Below are 22,410 nucleotides of genomic sequence, written 5' to 3' on the forward strand. Positions count from 1 at the left end.
AACGGATGGCTGCAGCGCGGCCCATCCGAACCTCATGACAGGCTCCAAAAGAATGGCCGAATACTCCGCCTTTTCGCTCCTCAAGAACGCTTTCACCGGAAACAAGGACTGGAAGCCCGCCTGGCGCAAGCCGGACCCGAAGGCGTCCTACGACGTCATTGTCATCGGCGGTGGCGGGCATGGGCTGTCGACGGCCTACTACCTCGCCAAGGAGCACGGCATCACCAATGTCGCGGTGCTGGAAAAGGGCTGGCTCGGCTCCGGCAATGTCGGCCGCAACACCACGGCGGTCCGCTCCAACTATCTCCTGCCGTCCAACACGCGGTTCTACGAGCACTCGATGAAGATGTGGGAGAACCTCTCGCACGATCTCAACTACAACGTCATGTTCTCGCAGCGCGGCTGCCTGAACCTCGCGCACACCCCCGCCCAGTTCGATGACTATGCCCGCCGCGGCAACGCCATGCGCCATCTCGGCGTCGATGCCGAACTGATGACGGTAGCCGAGATCAAGCGACTGGTGCCGGCGCTGGACGTTTCCGCCTCGGCGCGCTTCCCGATCTTCGGCGGGCTGATGCAGCCGCGCGCCGGCACCGCCCGCCACGACGCCGTCGCCTGGGGCTATGCGCGCGGCGCCGACCGGCGCGGCGTCGACATTATCGAGAACTGCGAGGTCACCGGTTTCCTGCGCGACGGCGACCGCATCACCGGCGTCTCGACGACGCGCGGCGAGATCCGCGCCAAGAAGGTGGCGCTGGCCGTTGCCGGCAGCACCGGGCGGGTCATGCAGCTTGCCGGCATCGACCAAATGCCGATCGAGAGCCATGTGCTGCAGGCCTTCGTGACGGAATCGCTGAAACCCTTCATCGACACGGTGCTGACCTTCGGCATGGGCCATTTCTACATGTCGCAGTCCGACAAGGGCGGCCTCGTCTATGGCGGCGATCTCGACGGCTACAACAGCTATGCCCAGCGCGGCAATCTGCCGATCGTTGACGAAGTGATGAGCGAGATGCTGGCGCTGTTCCCGGGTCTTGCCCGTGTGCGCATGCTGCGCTCTTGGGCCGGCGTCTGCGACATGACGATGGACGGTTCGCCGATCATCACCACCGGCCCGTTGCCCGGCATGTATCTCAACTGCGGCTGGTGCTACGGCGGCTTCAAGGCGACGCCGGCCTCCGGCTGGTGCTTTGCCTGGACCATCGCCAAGGACGAGCCACACGACTTCAACGCGCCCTTCACGCTCGACCGTTTCCATCGCGGCCTTGTCATCGACGACAAAGGCCAGGGCGCCACCCCTCGGCTGCATTAGGGTCCAAATAAGATGCTGATCACTTGCCCCTATTGCGGCCCGCGCGACGTCATCGAATTCACCTATCAGGGCGACGGCAACCGCCAGCGCCCGCAGCCTGCCTCGCAGGATCTCGACGCCTGGAATGCCTATGTCTACGACCGGCTGAACCCGGCCGGCGACCACAACGAAATCTGGCAGCACTCCGGCGGCTGCCGCGCCCATCTCAGGGTCGTGCGCAACACGCTGACGCATGAAATCTCGAGCAGCGGCTTCGCGCGTGGCGGCCACAAGGCCGCCCGGCACAAGCTGGAGGCCAAGTCGTGAGCCCGCGCCGTACCGAAACCGGCGGCCGTGTCGACCGGCTGCGCACCATCCGCTTCACCTTCGACGGCGCGCCCTACACCGGATATGCCGGCGACACGCTGGCCTCGGCGCTGCTCGCCAATGGCGTCACGCTGTTCGGGCGCTCGTTCAAATATCATCGCCCGCGCGGCGTACTGACTGCTGGCGTCGAGGAGCCGAACGCGCTGGTGACGGTGCTGCGCGGCGAGGTTCGCGAACCGAACATCGCCGCGACCATGGTCGAGATCTATGACGGGCTGGTAGCCGTCAGCCAGAACCGCTTCCCGTCGCTTGCCTGGGACGTCAACGCCATCAACCAGCTCGGCGGCAAGATCCTGTCGGCCGGCTTCTACTACAAGACCTTCATGGGCCCGGTGATCGGCCCGTTGAAGGGCACCCGCTTCTGGATGTTCTGCGAGCACTTCATCCGCCGCGCCGCCGGCCTCGGCAAGGCGGGCGTCACTGCCGACACGTCGCGCTACGAGCGCATGAACGCCTTCTGCGACGTGCTGGTGGTCGGCTCCGGCCCGGCCGGGCTGATGGCCGCCAGGGCCGCCGCCGATCAAGGCCAGCGCGTCATCCTCTGCGAGCTGGAGCCGAATTTCGGCGGCTCGGCCAACTGGTCCGGCGAGACCATCGACGGCATGCCGGCGGCCGCCTGGGCGGCACGCGCCGTCGGCCAGCTCGAGGGCCATGACAATGTCCGCCTGCTGCCGCGCACCACGGTCTGGGGCTACTATGACGGCAACACGCTGGCCGCGCTGGAGCGGGTCACCGACCACAAGGAAGCCCCGGCCAGGGGCGAGCCGCGTCATCGCTACTGGACGATCCGTGCCAAATCGGTGGTGCTGGCCACCGGCTCCTTCGAGCGGCCGCTGGTGTTTCCCGGCAACGACCGGCCGGGTGTCATGCTGGCGCATGCCGCCGAGCGCTACGCCAACGAGTATGGCGTCCTGCCCGGCGACAGGATTGCGCTGTTCACCAACAATGACAGCGCCTATCGCTCGGCGCTGGCACTGAAGACGGCTGGCGCTGCGATCGTCGCCATCATCGACGTCCGCCAGGACCTGACGAGCGAGATGCGCAAGCTGGCCACCGAGGCCGAAGCCGAGATCCTGTCCGGTCATGCCGTGGTCGCCACAGAAGGCGGCAAGGCGCTCTCCGGTCTCAAGGTGCAGCGTTTCGACATGGTGAGCGGCGCGCTGACCGGCGATGCGCGCAGCATCCATGCCGACTGCCTGCTGATGTCGGGCGGCTGGTCGCCGACCATCCACCTCGCCAGTCAGGCCGGCGCCAAGGCAGAGTGGGACGCCGAGCGCCAGGCCTTCCTGCCGCCAAAGCCGACGCAGAAATGGGTCGGCGCCGGCGCCTTCACCGGCAGCTTCTCCACCGCCGAGGCCATTGCCGAGGGCCGCACCGCCGGGCTTTCCGCCGCCGGGGCAACGGGCGCGCCCGCAGCCTTGCCGGTCGTGGAAGCCGCCCCCGGCGATCCCGATCCGGCGCCGGTGTTCGAGATCAAGGCCAAGGGCAAAAGCTTCGTCGATTTCCAGCACGACGTGACGGCCGAAGATGTGCGGCTCGCGCATCGCGAAGGCTTCGTCTCGGTCGAGCACCTGAAGCGCTACACCACGCTCGGCATGGCGACCGACCAGGGCAAAAGCTCCAACGTGCCGGGCCTCGCCATCATGGCCGAGGCGCTCGGCAAGCCGATCCCCGAAGTCGGCACCACGCGCTTTCGTCCGCCCTACTCCGCGGTGTCGATTGGCTCTCTTGCTGCCGAACGCTTCGGCGATCTCAAGCCCGAGCGCCTGACGCCGATGCATGACTGGCACATCGCCAATGGCGCGACCATGTATTCGGCCGGCCTCTGGTACCGCCCGATGATCTACGGCCTTGCCGGCGAGACGATCGAGCAGGCCTATGTGCGTGAAGCCAAGGCGACCCGCGACAGCGCCGGCATCGTCGACGTCTCGACGCTGGGCAAGATCGCCGTGCAAGGGCCGGACGCCGCCGAGTTCCTCGACCGCGTCTACACCAACATGTTCTCGACGCTCGCCGTCGGCAAGGCCCGCTACGGACTGATGCTGCGCGAGGACGGGTTGGCCTTCGACGACGGCACCACCTGGCGGCTCGGCGAGCAGGATTTCCTGATGACCACCACCACGGCCAATGCCGGCAAGGTGATGCAGCATCTGGAATATTTCCTCGATGTCATCTGGCCGGAGCTGAAGGTCACAGTCACCTCGGTCACCGACGAATGGGCGGGCGCTGCCATCGGCGGCCCGAACGCGCGGGCGATCCTTGCCGCTTGCGTCAAGGGGACCGCAGTCGACAACGCCACCTTGCCCTTCATGGGCATCGTACGCGGCGAGATAGCGGGCGTGCCCGTCATGATCTGCCGGCTCTCCTTCTCCGGCGAAATGGCCTTCGAGGTCTATTCCGGCGCCGGCTACGGCACCCATGTCTGGGAAGCCTTGATCGAGGCCGGCAAGCCGTTCGGGCTGGTCACCTACGGGCTCGAAGCGCTGGGCACGATGCGCATCGAGAAAGGCCATGTCACCGGCGCCGAGATCGACGGCCGCACCACGGCGCGCGACCTGCATCTCGACTGGATGCTGTCCAAGAAAAAGCCTTTCATCGGCTCGGCGATGATGGACCGCGAGGGTCTGATCGCCCCCGACCGGCTGCAGTTGGTCGGCCTGGTTTCGCTCGACAACCGGCCGCTCAACGGCGGCGCGCATATCGTCGAGGAACTGGACGAAGCCAATCCGCACAGCTCCATCGGCCATATCACCGCCTGCTGCTATTCGCCGGCGCTCGGCAAGCACATCGCGCTGGCGCTGGTCAGCGGCGGCAAGGCACGGCACGGCACGCGCGCCTTTGTCTCCGATCCGCTGCGCAACCGGTTCGGGCCGATCGAGATCGTCTCCAACCACTTCTACGATCCAGACGGGAGCCGCATGCATGGTTGAACGCCAATCACCGCTTGAGCCGGAACTGCATGCCGGCTCGCACGGCAATTTCGAGCATGGCGTCGAAATCATCCTGACCGAGACCAGGCCCGGCTCGATCCTGCAGCTTGCCGCATGGCCGGGCGAGGAGAAGCATCTGATGGCGGGAATCCGCACCGTCACCGGCCTTGCCCTGCCCGACGGCGCCGGTGGCGGCGTCACCGATGGCGTCAAGGCTGTGTTCGGCTTCGCGCCGGGAAAGTTTACCGTGGTCGACGAGGCCGAAGGGCTGGCGGCGGCTTTTGCCAGCGTCGTCACGCCGGCCATCGGCACCGTGACCGACCTGTCGCATGGCCGCAGCGCCATCCGCATCGCCGGCCCGAAGGCGGAATGGGTGCTGGCGAAATTCTTCGCCATCGACTTCGCCCTGCCGGCCTTCCCGATCGGCGCCGGCCGATCGACCACCCATCACGACGTCTTTGCCCAGATCCAGCGCACCGGCGCCGACCAGTTCGACATCTATGTGTTCCGCTCCTTCGCCCGTTCGTTCTGGAAGGCGCTCTGCCATGCGAGCGAGGAAGTCGGCTACGAAGTGCAATGAAGGCTGTCCGCTTGGCAGTTAGCCTATCTCGGGCTGTCGCCGCAGGACGGGGCCCATGTCAGCGGCCACGGAGCGCCGCTGAATACGGAATGAAAATGGAAGCCGTCGCCATTGGTGACGACTTGCCTCAGCTGAACGTTACCCATTCTTCCAGCGGCACGCGGTCGGTGCGGAATTCGTTTTCGGGCTTGGACGTGTCCTCATGGCCAAGCGCCATGCCGCAGACGACGATCTCTTCGTCGGGAATGTTGAGCACCGGCCTGATCTGCCGGTGATAGGGCGCGAAAGCGGCTTGCGGACAGGTGTGCAGGCCCCTGCCCCGCGCCGCCACCATGATGTTCTGCAGGAACATGCCGTAGTCGATCCAGGAGCCCTGGTTCAGCCGCCGGTCGATGGTGAAGATCATGCCGACCGGCGCGTCGAAGAAGACGAAGTTGCGGTCGTGCTGGGCGCGCATCCTGTCGACCTCGCGCCGGCCGATGCCGAGCGCCCCGTAGAGGCCGAAACCGTTGGCGCGCCGACGGGTGAGATAGGGCTCAAAGAACTGGGTCGGATAATAGCGGTACTCGTCCCACTCGGCCTTCTCGGCGCGGATGCCCGAGTTGAGGATGGCGTCGGTTATGCGCTGCTTGATCTCGCCCTTGGTCACATAGACCCGCCAGGGCTGCATGTTGGTGCCCGAAGGCGCGCGGGCGGCCACCGCGAGAACGGCGCGGATGGTCTCGTCGTCGACCATGTCGGGCAGGAAGGCGCGAACCGAGCGGCGCGACGTGATCGCCTCGTCTACGATCGCCGCGTCCTCGGCAATCCGAGCGTTGTTTTCCAGCATGGGCCGTCCCTTGACGCATGGCCTTGGAAACCGGGACCGGCTTCCGGATAGGACCCATGCGCGAATTCCAAATACCTGGTCCTCGACCGGACGTCCCCACCCGCCGTTCGTGGCCGAGCCTTTGCATGAACCGTCAAAACGGCGCAAGCAAATCTTGTGGTCTTGTGAAAATCTCCTTGATTTTTTCATGGAGCTGACCTCTGATGAAATTTGTCTGGGATTTTTCATCGAGAGAATGGCTTGGCCTCAATCGCCGTCAGATCGGAGCAGGAGAGCAGCGAACGGCTGCTGGCCAGCGATATCCGCGCGCTGCGCAAGGCGCGCGGGCTGACGCTGGCCGAGATCGGCCTCAGGCTCGGCCGTTCCGTCGGCTGGGTCAGCCAGGTCGAGCGCGGCCTGTCGGTCCCTTCGCTCGGTGACCTCAGGGCCTTCGCCGACCTGTTCGGCGTCCCGGTCAGTCTGTTCTTCAGCCACGACGTGCCGATCGAAAAGGAGCGCGGCGTGGTCGTGCGCGCCGGCAACCGCCGCAGGCTTGGCACAAGCGATTCCGGACTGGTGGAGGAGCTTCTGTCACCCGATCTCGGCGGTAGCTTCGAGATGCTGCGTTCGGTCTTCGCACCGGGTGCGGAATTGAAGACCGAGGCGCGTCGGCCGACGGAGGAAGCCGGCTATGTCGCGTCCGGCACCTTCGACATCGAAATATCGGGCGTCTGGCACCGCCTTGCCGAGGGCGACTCCTTTCGCTTCGACGGCAAGCCGTTCCGCTGGCGCAATCCCGGCGCCGAGCCGGCAGTGGTCATCTGGGTGGTTTCGCCACCTGTTTATTGAGTGGATATTTGGGAGAGCAACATGGCCGGTTTGCCGACCACGGCACGCGTGGTGATCATCGGAGGCGGTGTCGTCGGCACCTCTTCGCTCTACCACCTCGCCAAGGCGGGCTGGACCGACTGCATGCTGCTGGAAAAGAACGAGCTGACCTCCGGCTCGACCTGGCATGCCGCCGGCAACGTGCCGACCTTCTCCTCGTCATGGTCGCTGATGAACATGCAGCGCTATTCGACCGAGCTCTATCGCGGGTTGGCCGACGCGGTCGACTATCCCATGAACTACCACGTCACCGGCTCGCTCAGGCTCGCCCACACCAAAGAGCGCATGCAGGAGTTCCAGCGCGCCAAGGGCATGGGCCGCTACCAGGGCATGGACATCGACGTGGTCGGCCTCGACGAGATCAAGCGCCGCTACCCGTTCATCGAAACGCATGAACTGAAGGGCGCGCTCTACGACCCGAGCGATGGCGACATCGATCCGGCGCAGTTGACCCAGGCGCTAGCCAAAGGCGCGCGCGACATGGGCGCGAAAATCATCCGCTTCTGCCCGGTCACCGGCGTGCGCCGGGAGAACGATGAATGGGTGGTTCAAACCGCGCAGGGCGAAATCCGCTGCGAGATCGTCGTCAACGCCGCCGGCTACCGTGCCGCCGAGGTCGGAAAAATGTTCGGCCGCGAAGTGCCGATGATGGTGATGAGCCATCAGTACATATTGTTCGAGGAGATCCCCGAGCTCGCCGCCTGGTCGAAGGAGCAAGGCAAGAAACTGCCGCTGCTGCGCGACGTCGACACCTCCTACTATCTGCGCCAGGAAAAGACCGGCATGAATCTCGGCCCCTATGAGCGCAATTGCCGCGCGCATTGGGCGACCCACAACGATCCGATGCCGGAGGATTTCTCCTTCCAATTGTTCCCCGACGACCTCGACCGTCTCGAGCACTACCTCGCTGACGCCGTAGCCCGCGTGCCGATCCTCGGCACCGCCGGCCTGTCCAAGGTCATCAACGGACCGATCCCCTACGCGCCGGACGGCAACCCGCTGATCGGTCCGATGCCCGGCGTGCCCAACGCCTTCGAGGCCTGCGTCTTCACCTTCGGCATCGCGCAAGGCGGCGGCGCCGGCAAGGTGCTGGCCGAATGGGTGACGCAAGGCCAGACGGAATGGGACATGTGGTCCTGCGACCCGCGCCGCTTCACCTCCTTTGCCGCCGCACCCGACTATTGCGTCGCCAAGGGCATGGAGATCTACGGCAACGAATACGCCATCCAGTTCCCGCGCCATGCCTGGCCGGCCGGGCGCGACCGCAAGCTGTCGCCGCTGCATGATCGCATCAAGGCACTTGGCGGCTGCTTCGACGCCTACAATGGCTGGGAGCGCGCGACGTGGTATGCGCAAGCTGGCGACGACGTCTCGGAAGAATCGACGCTCACCTTCCGTCGCGACGGACCCTGGCAGCACCGCGTACGCGAAGAGTGCCTGGCGGTGCGTGACGCCGCCGGCATTTTGGACCTGCCGGGCTTCTCGCGCTTTAACCTCGAAGGTCCGGGTGCCGCCGATTGGCTGAGCCTCCAGGTCACCGGCCCGGTGCCGAAGCCAGGCCGTATCGGCCTCGTCTATTTCTCAGACGACAAGGGCCGCATCGTCACCGAAATGTCGGTCGTCCGCCACGGCGAGGACCAGATGACGCTGATCACAGCGGCGGTGGCGCAATGGCATGATTTCGAGTGGCTGAAGTCGCGCATGCCCAAGGATGCGTCATTCAAGCTGATCGACCGGACCGAGGAATATTCGACGCAGATCCTCGCCGGTCCCAACTCGCGCAACATCCTGGCCGAGGTCTGCGCCGCCGACCTTTCGCTCCCTTGGCTCACCCATCAGGAGACCAGCATCGCCGGCCGCTGGGCGAAGCTGGTGCGCGTGTCGTTCGCCGGCGAGCTTGGCTGGGAGATCCACACCAAAGTCGGCGACACCGCCGCTGTCTTCGACGCCGTCTGGACCGCAGGCCACAAGCATGGCCTGAAACCGTTCGGCATGTACGCGCTGGATTCGCTCAGGCTGGAAAAGGGCTACCGCGCCTGGAAGGGCGATCTGTCGACCGACTATTCGATCCTGCAGGGCGGGCTGGAGCGTTTCGTCAAATGGGAAAAGTCCGACTTCCGCGGCAAGGCAGCAATCCTGAACGAGAAGCAGCAGGGCTTAAAAAAGCGCTTTGTCACACTGGTCGTCGAGAACCCCGGCGATTGCGACGCGCCCTACATGTCGACGCTCTGGCATGACGGCCAGATCGTCGGCGAGACGACATCCGGCGGCTGGGGCCATCGCATCGACAAGTCGATTGCACTCGGCATGCTGCGCGCCGACCTGACCGAGCCCGGCACCGCTGTCGAGGTCGAGATCTTCGGCGACCGCTTCAAGGCCGTCGTGCAGAAGGACGAACCGCTGTGGGATGCCAAGAACGAAAGGCTGCGCGCATGAAAAAAGTCATCCTCACCGATGGCGACATGGGCCAGGAACTGGTCCGCCGCAGCAAGTCCGAGCCGACGCCGCTGTGGTCGGCCAGGGTGCTGATCGACGAGCCGGATCTGGTGCGCGACCTGCATGCGGAATTCATCCGTGCCGGCGCCCGCGTCATCACCATCAACACCTATTCGGCGACACCGGAGCGGCTCGCGCGGGAAGGAGCACAAGACCTGTTCAAGCCGCTGCAAAGGCGCGGCATCGAGCTGGCAAGGCAGGCTTGCGAGCAAGCCGGAGAGGCAACCATCGCCGGCTGCCTGTCGCCATTGTTCGGCAGCTATGCGCCGGCACTGACCATCTCCTACCAGGAGACGCTCGACACCTATCGCCGCATCGTCGCTGAGCAGGCCGACGGCGTCGATCTCTTCCTGTGCGAAACCATGGCCTCGGCCGACGAGGCGCGCGCCGCCGTCACCGCGGCATCCGAAAGCGGCAAGCCCGTCTGGGTGTCGTGGACGCTCGCCGATCACGGCGCCCCGCGCCTGCGCAGTGGCGAAGCGATCGCGACCGCATCGGACGTGCTCGACGGTCTGCCGCTCGCCGCACGGCTGATCAATTGCTGCCGGCCCGAAGCCGTCAGCGCCGCGCTGCCCGAGTTGATCGCGCTCGGCGGCCCGGTCGGCGCCTATGCCAACGGTTTCACCTCGGTCGAGGCGCTGAAGCATGGCGGCACGGTCGAGGTGCTGCATGCGCGCCACGACCTCGATCCGGCGGCCTATGCCGAGCAGGTGATCGGCTGGGTCGAGGCCGGCGCCCAAATCGTCGGCGGCTGCTGCGAAGTCGGGCCGGCCCACATCGGCGCCTTGCGCGACCGGCTCGAACAGGCCGGCTACCAGATCTCGGGAGTTGCATAATGCCCAGACCATCATCGCGCATTACCGGCATCGTGCCTTCGGGCAAGGACGGCTGGGAGGTTCACTTCGCCGCCTGGACACGCAAGGCCGCCGGCGAGGACATCATCATGCTGTCGGTAGGCGACCATGACTTCGATACGCCGGACCAGACCATCGAAGCCTGCGTGACGGCGGTTCGCGGCAGCAATCACCACTACACGCCGCTTCCCGGCCTGCCGCGCCTGCGCAAGGCGATGGCAGTGGCCTCGACAGCTTGCACGGGCGTAGCCACAAGTCCCGACCAGGTCATCGCCACGCCGGGCGGGCAGGCAGCGCTCTATGCCGCCGTGCAGGCCGTGCTCGACAAGGGCGACCATGCCATCGTGGTCGCCCCCTACTACGCCACCTATCCCAACACCTTCAGCGCGGCCGGCGCCGACTTCACCGTCGTCGAGACGCCAGCCGAGGATGGTTTCCAGCCGCATGCCGCCGACATTCGTGCGGCAATCCGGCCGAACACGCGCGCCATCCTCATCAACACGCCGAACAACCCGACCGGCGCGGTCTATTCACGCCAGCACCTCGAAGAGCTGGCGCAAATATGCCGCGAACATGACCTCTGGCTGCTGTCCGACGAGGTTTACTGGACGCTGGGTGGCGGCGAGCATTTGTCGCCGCGCGCCCTCCCCGGCATGGCCGAGCGCACACTGGTCATCAATTCTATGTCCAAGAGCCACGGCATGACTGGCTGGCGCATGGGCTGGCTGACCGGCCCGGAGACGATGATCTCGCTGCTGGTCAACCTCAATCTGGTGACCACCTACGGCCTGCCGGCCTTCATCAGCATCGCTTGCGCCGAGGCGCTGGAAAACGGCTATGGCGTCAAGGAGATCGCCGAGCGCTACGCGGCGCGGCGCACCGTCTTCCTCGACGCCATGCGCGGCATGAACGACGTCACCGTGCGCGGTTCGGAAGGCGGCATGTATGCCATGCTCGACATATCGGCCATCGAGCCCGACGACGAGAAGTTCGCCTTTGCCTTCCTCGACGAGGAAAAGGTCGGGGTGATGCCCGGTTCCAGCTTCGGCGAGGCCGCCGCCGGCCACATTCGCATCAGCCTCTGCCAGCCCGAGCCGGTGCTGCTGGAAGCAGCACGGCGCCTGCGCCGTTTCGTGTCCAGCTACCGCCGCGAGGCCGCATGACCAAGAGTGTTCCCACCAAGGCCATCCCTACCAAAGCAAGGGCGGTCATCATCGGCGGCGGCGTCTCCGGCTGTTCGGTTGCTTATCATCTGGCCAAGCTCGGCTGGACCGACATCGTGCTGCTGGAACGCAAGCAGCTGACATCGGGCACGACCTGGCATGCCGCCGGCCTGATCGGCCAGTTGCGCGGCTCGCAGAACATGACGCGGCTCGCGAAATACTCGGCCGACCTCTACGTCAAGCTGGAAGCCGAGACCGAAGTCGGCACCGGCATGCGCCACGTCGGCTCAATCACCGTGGCGCTGACCGAGGAGCGCAAGCACGAGATCTACCGGCAGGCGTCGCTTGCCCGCGCCTTCGACGTCGACGTGCGTGAGATTTCGCCCAATGAAGTCAAACAGATGTATCCGCATCTCAACGTGTCCGACGTGGTTGGCGCAGTCCACCTGCCGCTCGACGGCCAGTGCGACCCCGCCAACATCGCCATGGCGCTGGCCAAGGGCGCGCGCCAGCGCGGCGCCACCATTGTCGAAAATGTGAAGGTCACCAAGGTCCACACCAAAAACGGCCGCGTCACCGGCGTGTCCTGGGCGCAGGGCGAAGAGCAAGGCACGATCGATACCGACATCGTCGTCAACTGCGCCGGCATGTGGGCGCGCGAGCTCGGGGCGCAGAACGGCGTCACCATCCCGCTGCACGCCTGCGAGCATTTTTATCTGGTCACCGAACCAATTCCGGGCCTCTCCCGCCTGCCGGTGCTGCGCGTGCCCGACGAATGCGCCTACTACAAAGAAGACGCCGGCAAGATGATGCTTGGCGCTTTCGAGCCGGTGGCAAAGCCGTGGGGCATGGATGGCATCCGCGAGGATTTCTGCTTCGACCAGTTGCCCGAGGACATGGAGCATTTCGAGCCGATCCTCGAAATGGGCGTCAACCGCATGCCGATGCTGGCGACCGCCGGCATCCATACGTTCTTCAACGGTCCCGAGAGTTTTACGCCTGACAACCGCTATTATCTCGGCGAGGCGCCGGAACTGTCCGGCTACTGGATGGCGACCGGCTACAATTCGATCGGCATTGTTTCGTCGGGCGGCGCCGGCATGGCGCTGGCGCAGTGGATCAACGATGGCGAGGCGCCTTTCGACCTCTGGGAAGTCGACATCCGCCGCACCCAGCCGTTCCAGAAGAACCGCCGCTACCTGAAGGAACGCGTCTCCGAAACGCTCGGCCTGCTCTATGCCGACCATTTCCCCTACCGGCAGATGGCGACATCGCGCAACGTCAGGCGTTCGCCGCTGCATGAACATCTCAAGGCGCGCGGCGCCGTGTTCGGCGAGGTTGCCGGCTGGGAGCGTGCCAACTGGTTCGCACGTCAGGGACAAGTGCGCGAATACCGCTATTCCTGGAAACGCCAGAACTGGTTCGACAACCAGCGCGAGGAACATCTCGCGGTCCGCAACGGCGTCGGGCTGTTCGACATGACCTCGTTCGGCAAGATCCGCGTCGAAGGCCGCGACGCCTGCGACTTGCTGCAAAGGCTTTGCGCCAACGATATGGACGTCGCGCCGGGCAAGATCGTCTACACGCAGATGCTCAACCAGCGCGGCGGCATCGAGAGCGACCTCACCGTGTCGCGGCTGTCCGAAACCGCCTATTTCCTCGTCGTGCCTGGCGCCACGCTGCAGCGCGACCTCGCCTGGCTGCGCAAGCACGTGGCCGATGAATTCGTCGTCATCACCGACGTCACCGCTGCCGAAGCCGTTCTTTGCCTGATGGGACCGGATGCGCGAAAACTGATTCAGAAGGTGAGCCCCAACGATTTCTCCAACGAAACCAACCCATTCGGGACGTTTCAGGAGATAGAAATCGGCATGGGGTTGGCCCGCGCCCATCGCGTTACCTATGTAGGCGAACTCGGCTGGGAGCTGTATGTCTCGACCGATCAGGCAGCCCACGTCTTCGAGGAGATTGCCGATGCCGGGGCGGATGTCGGGTTAAAACTCTGCGGCCTGCACACGCTGGATTCCTGCCGCATCGAAAAAGCCTTCCGCCATTTCGGCCACGACATCACCGATGAGGACAATGTGCTGGAGGCCGGCCTCGGCTTCGCCGTGAAGACGGCAAAGGGCGAGTTCATCGGCCGCGATGCCGTGCTGAAGAAGAAGGAAGCTGGATTGAACCGCCGGCTGGTCCAGTTCCGTCTGAAAGACTCGCAACCCTTGCTCTTCCACAATGAGGCGATCCTGCGCAACGGCAAGATCGTCGGCCCGATCACCTCGGGCAATTACGGGCATCACCTCGGTGGCGCCGTGGGGTTGGGCTACGTGCCCTGCAAGGGCGAGAGCGAGGCGGACGTGCTGGCCTCGTCCTACGAGATCGAGATCGCCGGCGAACGCTTCGCCGCCGAAGCCGCGCTGAAACCGATGTACGACCCGAGGGCGGAACGGGTGCGGATGTAGCCGCGCTGGCTGGCTACGCCCCCACGCCGATCGAAATGTTCCTTACCTTTGCCGAGGAGACTGCTACGCTGCGGCACTGGCCCCAACCGGCATCGCATAACGCTGGGCGGCCACAAGACCGCGCTTCGCATGCGACGACACAATGAGAGGGGAAAATGAACACAGCAAGCAAGCCGCGCGTCCTTGTCCTTGGGGCGGGCTTCGGCGGCCTCGAACTCACCACCCTGTTGTCCGAGACTTTCGGTGCGGACATCGACGTGACCTTGATCGACAAGAGCGACGCCTTCGTCTTCGGTTTTTCCAAGCTCGACGTCATGTTCGGCCACAAGACGGCGGATGCCGTGCGCATGCCGTACCGCAACTTCGTGAAACCGGGCGTGCGCCTGCTCAGGCAGACGGTCACCGCCATCGATGCCGAAAGGCGGCGGGTCACCACCGATGGCGGCGTCCATGAGGCCGATTTCCTGATCGTGGCTCTCGGCGCCGACTATGATTTCGACGCCACGCCGGGGCTGGCGGGCGCCAACGAATTTTATACGGTCGCCGGCGCCGAGCGCCTGCGCGACGTGCTGCCCAGCTTCACCAGCGGAAAGGCCCTGGTCGGGGTTTGCGGCGCGCCGTACAAGTGCCCGCCGGCGCCAAGCGAATGCGCCCTTATGTTGCACGACTATCTGGTCAATAGCGGTGTTCGTGGTGCCTGCGAGATCAGCTTCGTGCTGCCGCTGCCGAGCCCGGTGCCACCCTCGCCCGAAACCTCCCGTGCGCTGGTGGCGGCCTTCGTCGAGCGCAATATCGGCTTCATCCCGGGCCGCCGTGTCGCCTCGATCGACAATGCCAGGAAGGTCGCCATTCTCGACGACGGGGTGGAGATGCAATTCGACCTGTTCCTCGGCGTCCCCAGGCATCGCGTGCCCGACGTCGTGATCGACAGCGGCATGGCCGAGAACGGCTGGATCCCGGTCAATCCGCGGACACTGGAAACCCGATATGCCGGCGTCTACGCCGTTGGCGACGGCGCCAACACCGGCACGCCGAAGGCCGGTGTGTTCGCCGAAGGGGCCGCGCGCGCCGTGGCCAGCGACCTGATCGCCAGGCTGCGCAATATCGGCAGCGGAACGCAGTATGATGGTTTTGGCACCTGCTATATCGAGTTCGGCGGCGGACGTATCGGCAAGGTCGAGGTGGATTTCTTCTCCGGCCCAAAGCCGACCGGAACCTACCACGAGCCGTCGGTTGCCTTGCGCGCGGACAAGGAGGTTTTTGGATCGAGCCGCCGCGCCCGCTGGTTCGGGATGTGAGGTTCGAAGGCCCACAGCTGATACGGCAAAAGCCTAGAACCGCTCCAGCTTCCGCCGCACCTTGCCCAGAAACGCCGCCCTGGTCGCCGGCGTCGAAGAATCCATGAGGTAGTGCGCCAGGAAGAACGTGCGGCAGCGCGTGGCGCACAGCGCCCGCATGCCGCGCAGGATGGTCTTGCGACCCGGCTGGCCGACGACGACGCTCCACCATGTCGGCGCGCCGCAGGTGGTGATGACGCCGACCCTGGTCACATGCGTCATCAGCGACTTGATCCGCCCCTTTCCCGCCGGCAGCTTGAAGGCGACGTCGGTCGCCCACACCCGGTCGAGCCAGCCCTTCAGCATTGCCGGCAACCCGTACCACCAGGTCGGATAGACGAACAGGATCGCCTGCGCCCAGCCAAGATGATCGAAATGCGGCTTGAGCGCCGGATCCTGCGGCGCGCGCTCATTGTAGAAGCGCCGCTCGTCGCAGCCCATCACCGGATTGAAATTCTCGGCATAGAGGTCGAGCAGCCGCACCTCCCAGCCCCTCGCCTTCAGCACCTCGACAGCACAGTCGCGGATCGAGGCGCAGAAGCTTTCGGGCACCGGATGGCAATAGACCACCAGCACGCGCATCAGAACGCGTCCATGTTGGCGCCGACCTTGGCCATGAATGCCCGGCGCGTTTCGTCGGTCGACAGGTTCATCGAATAATGCGCGAGATAGGAAACGGAGGCACCGGGCTTGATCGTCGCGCGCAGCATGCGGTTGACGAGCTTGCGCGGCGGATCGCCCATCAGCATGGCGCGAAAACGGCTGCCGCCATAGGTGGTGACGGCGGCCATCTTGCGTATGTTGTGCAGCGACGGCTGCACCTTGCCGTCGACCAGCCTGAACGACACGCCGGGCAGGAAGACACGGTCGAAAAAGCCTTTCAGCATTGCCGGAAAGCCGAAGTTCCAGACCGGATAGGATAGCACCAGCGCCTCGGCCCGCAGCAGGCGCTCGACATAGAAGGCGGCCGCGTCGGCCTCGCCGCGCTGGTCGTGATAGCCGAGCCGCTCGGCCCGCGTCAGCCGCGGGTCGAAATCCTCGGCATAGAGATCGCAATCGTCTACGGCATGGCCGGCCGCCGTCAGCCGCTCCACGATCGTCCGGTGCAGGCCGGCATTGAAGCTGGTCTCGACGGGGTGCGCGTAGAGGACCAGGATCTTCATCAGCCCGCCTTTTGCAGTCCCTTGAACAGGAACGACTTGCCCGAGCGGTAGTCATAATCAGGATTTTCCCAGGCGATCATCTTGCCGGGGTTGAGCAGTCCTTGCGGATCGGTCTCGCGCTTGAAGGCAAGCTGCACCTCGTCGGTCTGCTTCATGCCGCCCTCTTCCAGCGTGTAGCGGTGCGGATTGAAGATCCAGCAGCCATTGTCTTCATGGATGCGGATGATCTCGTCCAGCCGCTCGGCCGTGGTGAAGCGGACCAGCGGCAGGCCGGCCGCGCCGATCGCACCATCGAAGCGGATGAATTCCAGATGCGCCGGCACCTCGTCGCCGAAGCGATCGACCATCGCCCTGACGTGGGCGAGATGATCCGGTGAAGGATAGCGTGCCTGCAGGTAGGTGATCGTCGGATCGACCCTGATTGCGCGTAGCGTCGTGTGGTTCCAGGTCAATTCATAGGCCGGCGGCAGTCCCTTGAGGTCCGCCTCCTTGTCGGCCCGAAAGACGATCTCGCCCTTGCTGCTCCTGACGAAGGCGACAAAGGCGTCCATCGCATGCGGCGCGATCATGCACACAACGATACTCTGCTCGCGCCGGAAGTATTTTTGGTGCCGCTTGAAATAATCGTAAGGGATGGGCGCGGCGATCGGCGTGATCAGCTTCGCCAAGATGCCGTCCTGGATGGCGAGGTCGTTGCCGAAGCCGGCCGCGTCCATGAAATCGTCGAAACCGACGATGACATCGATCCAGTCATAGCTTGCCGTCAGCGGCATCTCGACTTCGGTGATGATGCCGTTGGTGCCATAGGCGTGCATGACCTTCAGCACGTCCTCGCCGGTGAGCTCCATGACGCGCGGCTCGGCCTCCATCGTCACCGTCCTGAGCCGGATGACGTTGCCGAGATCGCGCAACCCGCCCCAGCGGATCGAGCCGACACCGCCCGAGCCGCCGGCGACGAAGCCGCCGATCGAGGCGGTGTTGTAGGTCGACGGCGACATGCGCAGTTCCTGTGCGGAATGCGCCCGCGTCGCCTTGTCGATGTCGGCCAGCACCGCCCCCGGCCCGGTCACGACGCGGCCCGATGCGATCACCTTGACCGCGTTCATCTCGGCGAGGTTGAGCACCACGCCGCCGGACAGCGGCATCGCCTGCCCGTAATTGCCGGTGCCGCTGCCGCGCGGCGTCACCGGAACGCCATGCCGATGGCAGGCTGCGAGCACGCGGATGACCTCGTCCTCGCTTTTCGGCGTCACGATCAAGTCGCCGGTGACATGGTCGAGCTGTTGCTTCAGCACCGGGCTGTACCAGTAGAAGTCGCGGCTCTTCTGCTGGACGATCGCCGGATGGTCGTCGATCTTCAGTCCGTCGAGGTCGCGCTTCAGCGCCGCAATGTCCATCATCCCACCATCAATTCGTCGAGTTCGGCATAATCGGGCAGCTTGCGGTCGATCGCCTTGCCATCGCGCACGACGATGCGATCCGATTCCGGCCGCGACAGCAATTCGGTCCAACTGCGACCCTTGAAGACGATGAAGTCGGCATTGCCACCGGCGGCAAGCGTTCCAAAACCGTCGAGCCGCATCACCTTGGCCGGCGTTGAAGCCACGGCTTGCGGCCAGTCACCAACCGGGTGATCGAAATGCAGGATGCGCGTCGCCATGCGGTAGACCTCCAGCATGTCGAGATCGCCATAGGCATAGAACGGATCGCGCGTGTTGTCGGAGGCGACCGCCACCGGAATGCCGCGCGCCTTCATCTCGTGCAGCAGCGTCACGCCGCGCCAGCGCGGCGTCGTGTTGTCGCCACGCCGGTCCTGCAGATAGAGATTGCACATCGGCAGCGACACCACCGCCAAACCGGCCTTCGCCACCTTGTCCAGCGTGTCGAGTACAGCAAGATCCGGCTGGCGCGCCAGCGAACAGCAATGGCCGACCAGGATGTTGCCCTCAAAACCGCTCCAGAGCGCCGCCTCGGCGATCTTCTTCAGCGAGATCGCCGCGACATCGTCGGTCTCGTCGGCATGGAAATCGAGGTCGAGCCCATGCTTGATCGCCTCGGCGAACACTTTGTCGAGAAGCTCTTCGAGATCAGGCACCATGTAGGTGACGACGCCGAGCACGCCCTTGGCCGCGGCGACTCGTTTGGCCAGTCTCTCGAACCATTTTGTCTCGCGCACGCCTTCGATGCCGAGCAGGCAAGCCGCCTGCAATTCGATGCGGCCGCGCCATCTCTCGCGCATCGCCTCGAACACCGGCCAGGAGATCTCCTCCTGCGGCGCGACGCTGTCGAGATGGGTGCGCAACGCCTTGGTGCCGTGCGCGTAGGCCGAGCGCAGCGAGAAATCCATGCGGCGCGCCACATCCTCGGCGCTCCAGCGCGCGGCGCGGTCGGCGCCGGTGGCATTAAGCGCGCCCATGAAGGTGCCGTCGGGATTGGGTTTGCGGGGCCAGATATGGCCCTTGTCGATATGGGTGTGGCAGTCGACGAAACACGGCAGCACGATACGGCCGCCAAGGTCGATGGCATCAGCCGGCGTCTTTGATCGGCTGGCAGCCGCGATGGACGAAATTCGTCCTTCGGCGACGGCGAGGTTGGCAAGGGCAAATCCGTCGCTATCGAAGGCCGCGGCCAAGCCCGGCGCCAGCGATGCATGTAGCCGGACGTTGGTGAGATGATAGGAGCCGGAGTCCGGGATCAAATTCCACCCTCCTGGGCGACACGAGCAACCACCCTATCGCTCCTGCTTCAGCGCGCTCTCATGCCAGCGCCGCAAAATGAGATGCGACACCAGCGACAGCACCAGGAAGATCAGTATGCCGGTCAGCGAAATCAAAATAAGCGCCGCGAACAGGCGCGGCGCGTTGAGCCGGTAGCCGGCCTCGATGATGCGCGAGGCAAGCCCGGACGACTGCCCCTGCGCGCCGGCGACGAACTCGGCCACCACGGCGCCGATCAACGACAGGCCGCCGGCGATCTTCAGCCCGCCGAGGAAATAAGGCATTGCCGCCGGCAGCCTGAGATAGCGCAATTGCTGCCAGCGGGTCGCCCCGTTGAGCTTGAACATGTCACGCAGATTGCGGTCGACGGAGTTGAGTCCGAGCGTGGTGTTGGACAGGATCGGGAAGAAGGCGACGATCCAGGCGCAGAGCAGAAGTTTCACAGTCTGGTTGTCGACATAGATGTTGATTAGCGGGAAGATCGCCACGATCGGCGTCACCTGCAGCACGATGGCGAACGGGAAGAACGACATCTCCACCCATTTCGATTGCGCGAACAGCACCGCCAGGCCGACCCCGCCGATCACGGCGAGAAGCAGGCTGAGGAAGGTGATCCTGAGCGTCACCAGCAGCGAGGAGAACAGCAGCCCGGCATCGTCATAGAGCGTCTGCAGCACGACGCCAGGACGCGGCAGGATGTATTTCGGAATCTCGTTCCAGACGCAGACGCGATCCCACAGCCAGATCGCCAGGATCATGATCGCCAGCGGCAGCACCCAGCGGCCGATCCGCTCGAGCCGCTCCTGGCGCACGCGGCGCGCCTCTTCGGGGTCGAGCTTCAGTGCGCTGTCGTCAATGGCCGTCATGATGCGGTCCAGCGGTTGAGTTGATGGCGCCCACCAGCACGTCGGATGCCTGGCGACAGAGCGCGGCATAGTCGGGCGAGGTGCGAAACGCTTCGTCGCGCGGATAGGGCGCATCGACGGCAAGTTCGGCAAAGACCCGGCCCGGCCGCGCCGCCATCACGACCACCCGATTTGACAGGAACACGCTCTCGAAGACGCTGTGGGTGACGAAGACGACCGTGAAGCGCTCGCCCTGCCAAAGTTCCAGCAGATCGTTGTTGAGCTTGAAGCGGGTGATCTCGTCCAGGGCCGCGAACGGCTCGTCCATCAAGAGGATGCGCGGCTTGGTCACCAGGGCGCGAGCGATCGAGACGCGCATCTTCATGCCGCCGGAAAGTTCGCGCGGCACGGCGTACTCGAAACCGGTAAGATGGACGCGCGCCAGCATCTCCATCACCGCCGGCGCCGCCTTGGCCCGCGATACGCCTTTCAGCCTGAGCGGCAGCCAGATGTTGTCGAAGACATTGGCCCAGGGCAGCAGCGTCGGCTCCTGGAAGACGAAGCCGATATTCGTGCGATCGCCGCCAATGCGGCCGCGCCAGTCGAGTACGCCGGAGGTCGGCGTCGACAGGCCGGCGATCAACCGCAGCGCCGTCGACTTGCCGCAACCCGACGGCCCGAGAAGGCTGAGGAAATCGCCGCCCCGGATGGTCAAATCGACGTCGCTCAGCGCCGTTACGCCGTTGGAAAAGACCTTGCCGACATTGCGCAAAGCCAGCAGCATCGGGCCTTCACCCGATGCCGCCATAGGCGCCTGCGCCACTGTCTCCAGCTTCACGATTACTTCTTCAGGTCCAGCCCGACACCCTTGTTGATGAAGGCGAGCGTATAGGCCTTCTTGATGTCGATACCGGGCTGCGCCACCTTGGCCTTGACCATCTTGTCGTAGAAGCTCTGGATGCGCGCTTCTGTCATGGCGCCGATGCCGAGCTTTTCCGTGTCGCCGGAATCGACCACGCCGAATTTTTTCAGCTGCTCGATCGAGAAGGCGATCTGCTCATCCGTCATGTCCGGATTGTCCTTCTTGATCATGTCGTTGGCGGCCTTGTTGTCGCCGTAGAGGTAGTTGTACCAGCCCTTGGCCGAGCCATCGACGAAGCACTGAACAACCTCCGGCCGCTTGTCGATCGTGTCCTGCATGACCTCGACTGTCGTCGCGTAGGTGTCCCAGCCATAGTCGGCGAGCAGGAACTGGTTCGGCACGAAGCCGCCCTGCTTCTGCACGGCGAACGGCTCGGAGGTGACATAGCCCTGCTGGATCGACTTCTTGTTGGCGATGAACGGCGCCGGGTTGAAGGTATAGGGCACGCGCTTGGCGGCATCGAAGCCGAGCTCGGTGACCATCCACTGGAAGAAGGTCTGCGCGCCCTCGTCGCCGAGGATGTACTGCTCGGCGTTCTTCAAATCTTCCCACTTGTCCAGCCCCTGCCCCGGCTGGGACATGATGACCTGCGGATCCTTCTGGAAGTCGGCGGCCACCACGCGCATGGGAATGCCCTGCTGCACGGCGTCGAAGGCCGACAGCAAATTGCCGCCCATGTAGAAATCGAGCTTGCCGGCGAGCAGCAACGGCCGCCCGCTGACCTGCGGGCCGCCCTGCGAAATGGTGACGTCGAGGCCGCAGGCGGCATAAGTGCCGTCCGCTACGGCCTGATAGTAACCGCCATGCTCGGGCTCGGCCAGCCAGTTGGTGCCGAAGGTGACTTTCTCGTTCGCCGCAGCACCAAGCGTGCTGGCGGCAAGCAGGACGATTGCGCCCGCCGTGATCTTCTCTTTTCCGTACATCGACACCACCCTCTGTTTGCTCCGGCGCGCCGCGCGCCGGGCTCGACACCGTTGATTCAAGAAGCAAGACACATGCCACCGCCGGGGGCCGTCCGCTTGCGCAGCAGGCGTGCGCCAAGCCATGACGGGTCATGCTGTATGGGAGGCATCGTGCCTATTTTTTGAACGCCTGTCCACAATCGCCCCGATGCCATGCACCGCATCTTGAAGGGGTATGCGTTCCGGCCTTAGGCTGGCCGCAAACCGGAGATTGCCATGTTCAAATTCCTCACGCCGAAGTCGATCAAGCCACCCTTCGCCCGCTACAGCCATGGCGTCGAAGTGCCCGCCAGTAGCCGGCTGGTGCTGTGTTCGGGCCAGGTCGCTATCACCGCTGATGACCAGATCCCGGAGGATGCCGGCGCCCAGGCCGAACTCTGCTTTCAGAACATAGCGGCGATCCTCAGCGAGGCCGGGCTCGGGCTTCAGGACGTCGTGCGCATCAATGCCTATGTCACCGACCGCGCCTTCCTCAGGCCCTACATGGACGTCCGCGACCGACTCTTCGCCAGCCCGGCGCCGGCCTCGACGCTGATGATCGTCTCCGGCTTCGCCCGGCCGGAATTCAAGGTCGAGATCGAGGTCATTGCCGCAGGATGATCGACATG

At 64.8% G+C, this 22,410-nt stretch carries 19 protein-coding genes; 11 read left to right on the plus strand and 8 right to left on the minus strand.

Annotated elements, in window-relative coordinates; all coding sequences use genetic code 11:
- Positions 1-52: 52 nt before the first annotated feature.
- Genes ACSQ3Z_RS15920 through ACSQ3Z_RS15935 form a run of 4 tightly spaced genes read left to right on the plus strand, consistent with a single transcriptional unit; the run spans position 53 to position 5,188 of the window.
- Complete coding sequence (locus ACSQ3Z_RS15920) at positions 53-1,312, plus strand: sarcosine oxidase subunit beta (protein ID WP_436172284.1); 1,260 nt, start codon at positions 53-55, stop codon at positions 1,310-1,312.
- A gap of 12 nt (positions 1,313-1,324) precedes the next feature.
- A complete protein-coding gene (locus ACSQ3Z_RS15925) occupies positions 1,325-1,618 on the plus strand; it encodes a sarcosine oxidase subunit delta (protein ID WP_436172285.1) in 294 nt (97 codons plus the stop codon).
- On the plus strand, positions 1,615-4,608 hold the full coding sequence (locus ACSQ3Z_RS15930; protein ID WP_436172286.1) for a sarcosine oxidase subunit alpha: 2,994 nt from the start codon (positions 1,615-1,617) through the stop codon (positions 4,606-4,608). Before ACSQ3Z_RS15925 ends, ACSQ3Z_RS15930 begins: the two co-directional genes overlap by 4 nt.
- Entirely contained in the window at positions 4,601-5,188 is a 588-nt protein-coding gene (locus tag ACSQ3Z_RS15935) for a sarcosine oxidase subunit gamma (RefSeq protein WP_436172287.1), read from the plus strand. Before ACSQ3Z_RS15930 ends, ACSQ3Z_RS15935 begins: the two co-directional genes overlap by 8 nt.
- 127 nt (positions 5,189-5,315) lie before the next feature.
- On the opposite strand, the gene ACSQ3Z_RS15940 is transcribed toward ACSQ3Z_RS15935, so the two are convergent.
- On the minus strand, positions 5,316-6,017 hold the full coding sequence (locus tag ACSQ3Z_RS15940) for a nitroreductase (protein ID WP_436172288.1): 702 nt from the start codon (positions 6,015-6,017) through the stop codon (positions 5,316-5,318).
- Between the two features lie 240 nt (positions 6,018-6,257).
- Between ACSQ3Z_RS15940 and ACSQ3Z_RS15945 the strand changes: the two genes are divergently transcribed.
- The 6 genes from ACSQ3Z_RS15945 to ACSQ3Z_RS15970 all read left to right on the plus strand — a co-directional run bounded on the left by ACSQ3Z_RS15945 (position 6,258) and on the right by ACSQ3Z_RS15970 (position 15,154).
- Positions 6,258-6,845, plus strand: a complete 588-nt coding sequence (locus ACSQ3Z_RS15945; protein WP_436172289.1) for a helix-turn-helix domain-containing protein — start codon at positions 6,258-6,260, stop codon at positions 6,843-6,845.
- Positions 6,846-6,866: 21 nt separating this feature from the next.
- Positions 6,867-9,320, plus strand: a complete 2,454-nt coding sequence (locus ACSQ3Z_RS15950) for a GcvT family protein (protein WP_436172290.1) — start codon at positions 6,867-6,869, stop codon at positions 9,318-9,320.
- Entirely contained in the window at positions 9,317-10,216 is a 900-nt protein-coding gene (locus tag ACSQ3Z_RS15955; protein WP_436172291.1) for a homocysteine S-methyltransferase family protein, read from the plus strand. The genes ACSQ3Z_RS15950 and ACSQ3Z_RS15955 overlap by 4 nt, the downstream gene beginning before the upstream one ends.
- Positions 10,216-11,397, plus strand: coding sequence for a pyridoxal phosphate-dependent aminotransferase (locus ACSQ3Z_RS15960; RefSeq protein ID WP_436172292.1), 1,182 nt, complete (start codon positions 10,216-10,218; stop codon positions 11,395-11,397). Before ACSQ3Z_RS15955 ends, ACSQ3Z_RS15960 begins: the two co-directional genes overlap by 1 nt.
- The gene (locus ACSQ3Z_RS15965; RefSeq protein WP_436172293.1) at positions 11,394-13,856 is read left to right on the plus strand and encodes a GcvT family protein; all 2,463 of its coding nucleotides are present in this window, start codon (positions 11,394-11,396) and stop codon (positions 13,854-13,856) included. The genes ACSQ3Z_RS15960 and ACSQ3Z_RS15965 overlap by 4 nt, the downstream gene beginning before the upstream one ends.
- Before the next feature lie 155 nt (positions 13,857-14,011).
- Positions 14,012-15,154, plus strand: coding sequence for an NAD(P)/FAD-dependent oxidoreductase (locus tag ACSQ3Z_RS15970; protein ID WP_436172294.1), 1,143 nt, complete (start codon positions 14,012-14,014; stop codon positions 15,152-15,154).
- A gap of 33 nt (positions 15,155-15,187) precedes the next feature.
- Here ACSQ3Z_RS15970 and ACSQ3Z_RS15975 read toward each other — a convergent pair whose 3' ends face one another.
- The 7 genes from ACSQ3Z_RS15975 to ACSQ3Z_RS16005 are packed head-to-tail and all read right to left on the minus strand — an operon-like array spanning position 15,188 to position 21,763.
- On the minus strand, positions 15,188-15,775 hold the full coding sequence (locus ACSQ3Z_RS15975) for an NAD(P)H-dependent oxidoreductase (RefSeq protein ID WP_436172295.1): 588 nt from the start codon (positions 15,773-15,775) through the stop codon (positions 15,188-15,190).
- A complete protein-coding gene (locus ACSQ3Z_RS15980; RefSeq protein ID WP_436172296.1) occupies positions 15,775-16,356 on the minus strand; it encodes an NAD(P)H-dependent oxidoreductase in 582 nt (193 codons plus the stop codon). The genes ACSQ3Z_RS15975 and ACSQ3Z_RS15980 overlap by 1 nt, the downstream gene beginning before the upstream one ends.
- The gene (locus ACSQ3Z_RS15985) at positions 16,356-17,756 is read right to left on the minus strand and encodes an FAD-binding oxidoreductase (protein WP_436172297.1); all 1,401 of its coding nucleotides are present in this window, start codon (positions 17,754-17,756) and stop codon (positions 16,356-16,358) included. The genes ACSQ3Z_RS15980 and ACSQ3Z_RS15985 overlap by 1 nt, the downstream gene beginning before the upstream one ends.
- Positions 17,753-19,054 carry a cytosine deaminase gene (locus ACSQ3Z_RS15990; RefSeq protein WP_436172298.1) on the minus strand — a complete coding sequence of 434 codons (1,302 nt, stop codon included), beginning with the start codon at positions 19,052-19,054 and terminating at the stop codon, positions 17,753-17,755. Before ACSQ3Z_RS15990 ends, ACSQ3Z_RS15985 begins: the two co-directional genes overlap by 4 nt.
- Before the next feature lie 33 nt (positions 19,055-19,087).
- Positions 19,088-19,939: an ABC transporter permease gene (locus ACSQ3Z_RS15995; RefSeq protein WP_436172299.1), complete on the minus strand. Its 852-nt coding sequence runs from the start codon at positions 19,937-19,939 to the stop codon at positions 19,088-19,090.
- Positions 19,926-20,756, minus strand: a complete 831-nt coding sequence (locus ACSQ3Z_RS16000) for an ABC transporter ATP-binding protein (protein WP_436172300.1) — start codon at positions 20,754-20,756, stop codon at positions 19,926-19,928. The genes ACSQ3Z_RS15995 and ACSQ3Z_RS16000 overlap by 14 nt, the downstream gene beginning before the upstream one ends.
- 2 nt (positions 20,757-20,758) lie before the next feature.
- Positions 20,759-21,763 (minus strand): ABC transporter substrate-binding protein, encoded by a 1,005-nt coding sequence (locus ACSQ3Z_RS16005; protein WP_436172301.1) that lies wholly within the window; start codon positions 21,761-21,763, stop codon positions 20,759-20,761.
- A gap of 255 nt (positions 21,764-22,018) precedes the next feature.
- Between ACSQ3Z_RS16005 and ACSQ3Z_RS16010 the strand changes: the two genes are divergently transcribed.
- Positions 22,019-22,402 (plus strand): RidA family protein, encoded by a 384-nt coding sequence (locus tag ACSQ3Z_RS16010; protein ID WP_436172302.1) that lies wholly within the window; start codon positions 22,019-22,021, stop codon positions 22,400-22,402.
- The last annotated feature ends 8 nt before the right edge of the window (positions 22,403-22,410 follow it).

This window comes from Mesorhizobium sp. LjNodule214 (genome assembly GCF_964252735.1).
Lineage (GTDB): Bacteria > Pseudomonadota > Alphaproteobacteria > Rhizobiales > Rhizobiaceae > Mesorhizobium.

What these genes read in the sequence shown, in the direction of transcription:
- ACSQ3Z_RS15920 (WP_436172284.1), top strand. Translation starts at nt 53, where the DNA reads ATGGCCGAATACTCCGCCTTTTCGCTCCTCAAGAACGCTTTCACCGGA.
- ACSQ3Z_RS15925 (WP_436172285.1), top strand. Translation starts at nt 1,325, where the DNA reads ATGCTGATCACTTGCCCCTATTGCGGCCCGCGCGACGTCATCGAATTC.
- ACSQ3Z_RS15935 (WP_436172287.1), top strand. Translation starts at nt 4,601, where the DNA reads ATGGTTGAACGCCAATCACCGCTTGAGCCGGAACTGCATGCCGGCTCG.
- ACSQ3Z_RS15940 (WP_436172288.1), bottom strand. Translation starts at nt 6,017, where the DNA reads ATGCTGGAAAACAACGCTCGGATTGCCGAGGACGCGGCGATCGTAGAC.
- ACSQ3Z_RS15950 (WP_436172290.1), top strand. Translation starts at nt 6,867, where the DNA reads ATGGCCGGTTTGCCGACCACGGCACGCGTGGTGATCATCGGAGGCGGT.
- ACSQ3Z_RS15955 (WP_436172291.1), top strand. Translation starts at nt 9,317, where the DNA reads ATGAAAAAAGTCATCCTCACCGATGGCGACATGGGCCAGGAACTGGTC.
- ACSQ3Z_RS15960 (WP_436172292.1), top strand. Translation starts at nt 10,216, where the DNA reads ATGCCCAGACCATCATCGCGCATTACCGGCATCGTGCCTTCGGGCAAG.
- ACSQ3Z_RS15965 (WP_436172293.1), top strand. Translation starts at nt 11,394, where the DNA reads ATGACCAAGAGTGTTCCCACCAAGGCCATCCCTACCAAAGCAAGGGCG.
- ACSQ3Z_RS15970 (WP_436172294.1), top strand. Translation starts at nt 14,012, where the DNA reads ATGAACACAGCAAGCAAGCCGCGCGTCCTTGTCCTTGGGGCGGGCTTC.
- ACSQ3Z_RS15975 (WP_436172295.1), bottom strand. Translation starts at nt 15,775, where the DNA reads ATGCGCGTGCTGGTGGTCTATTGCCATCCGGTGCCCGAAAGCTTCTGC.
- ACSQ3Z_RS15980 (WP_436172296.1), bottom strand. Translation starts at nt 16,356, where the DNA reads ATGAAGATCCTGGTCCTCTACGCGCACCCCGTCGAGACCAGCTTCAAT.
- ACSQ3Z_RS15985 (WP_436172297.1), bottom strand. Translation starts at nt 17,756, where the DNA reads ATGATGGACATTGCGGCGCTGAAGCGCGACCTCGACGGACTGAAGATC.
- ACSQ3Z_RS15995 (WP_436172299.1), bottom strand. Translation starts at nt 19,939, where the DNA reads ATGACGGCCATTGACGACAGCGCACTGAAGCTCGACCCCGAAGAGGCG.
- ACSQ3Z_RS16005 (WP_436172301.1), bottom strand. Translation starts at nt 21,763, where the DNA reads ATGTACGGAAAAGAGAAGATCACGGCGGGCGCAATCGTCCTGCTTGCC.
- ACSQ3Z_RS16010 (WP_436172302.1), top strand. Translation starts at nt 22,019, where the DNA reads ATGTTCAAATTCCTCACGCCGAAGTCGATCAAGCCACCCTTCGCCCGC.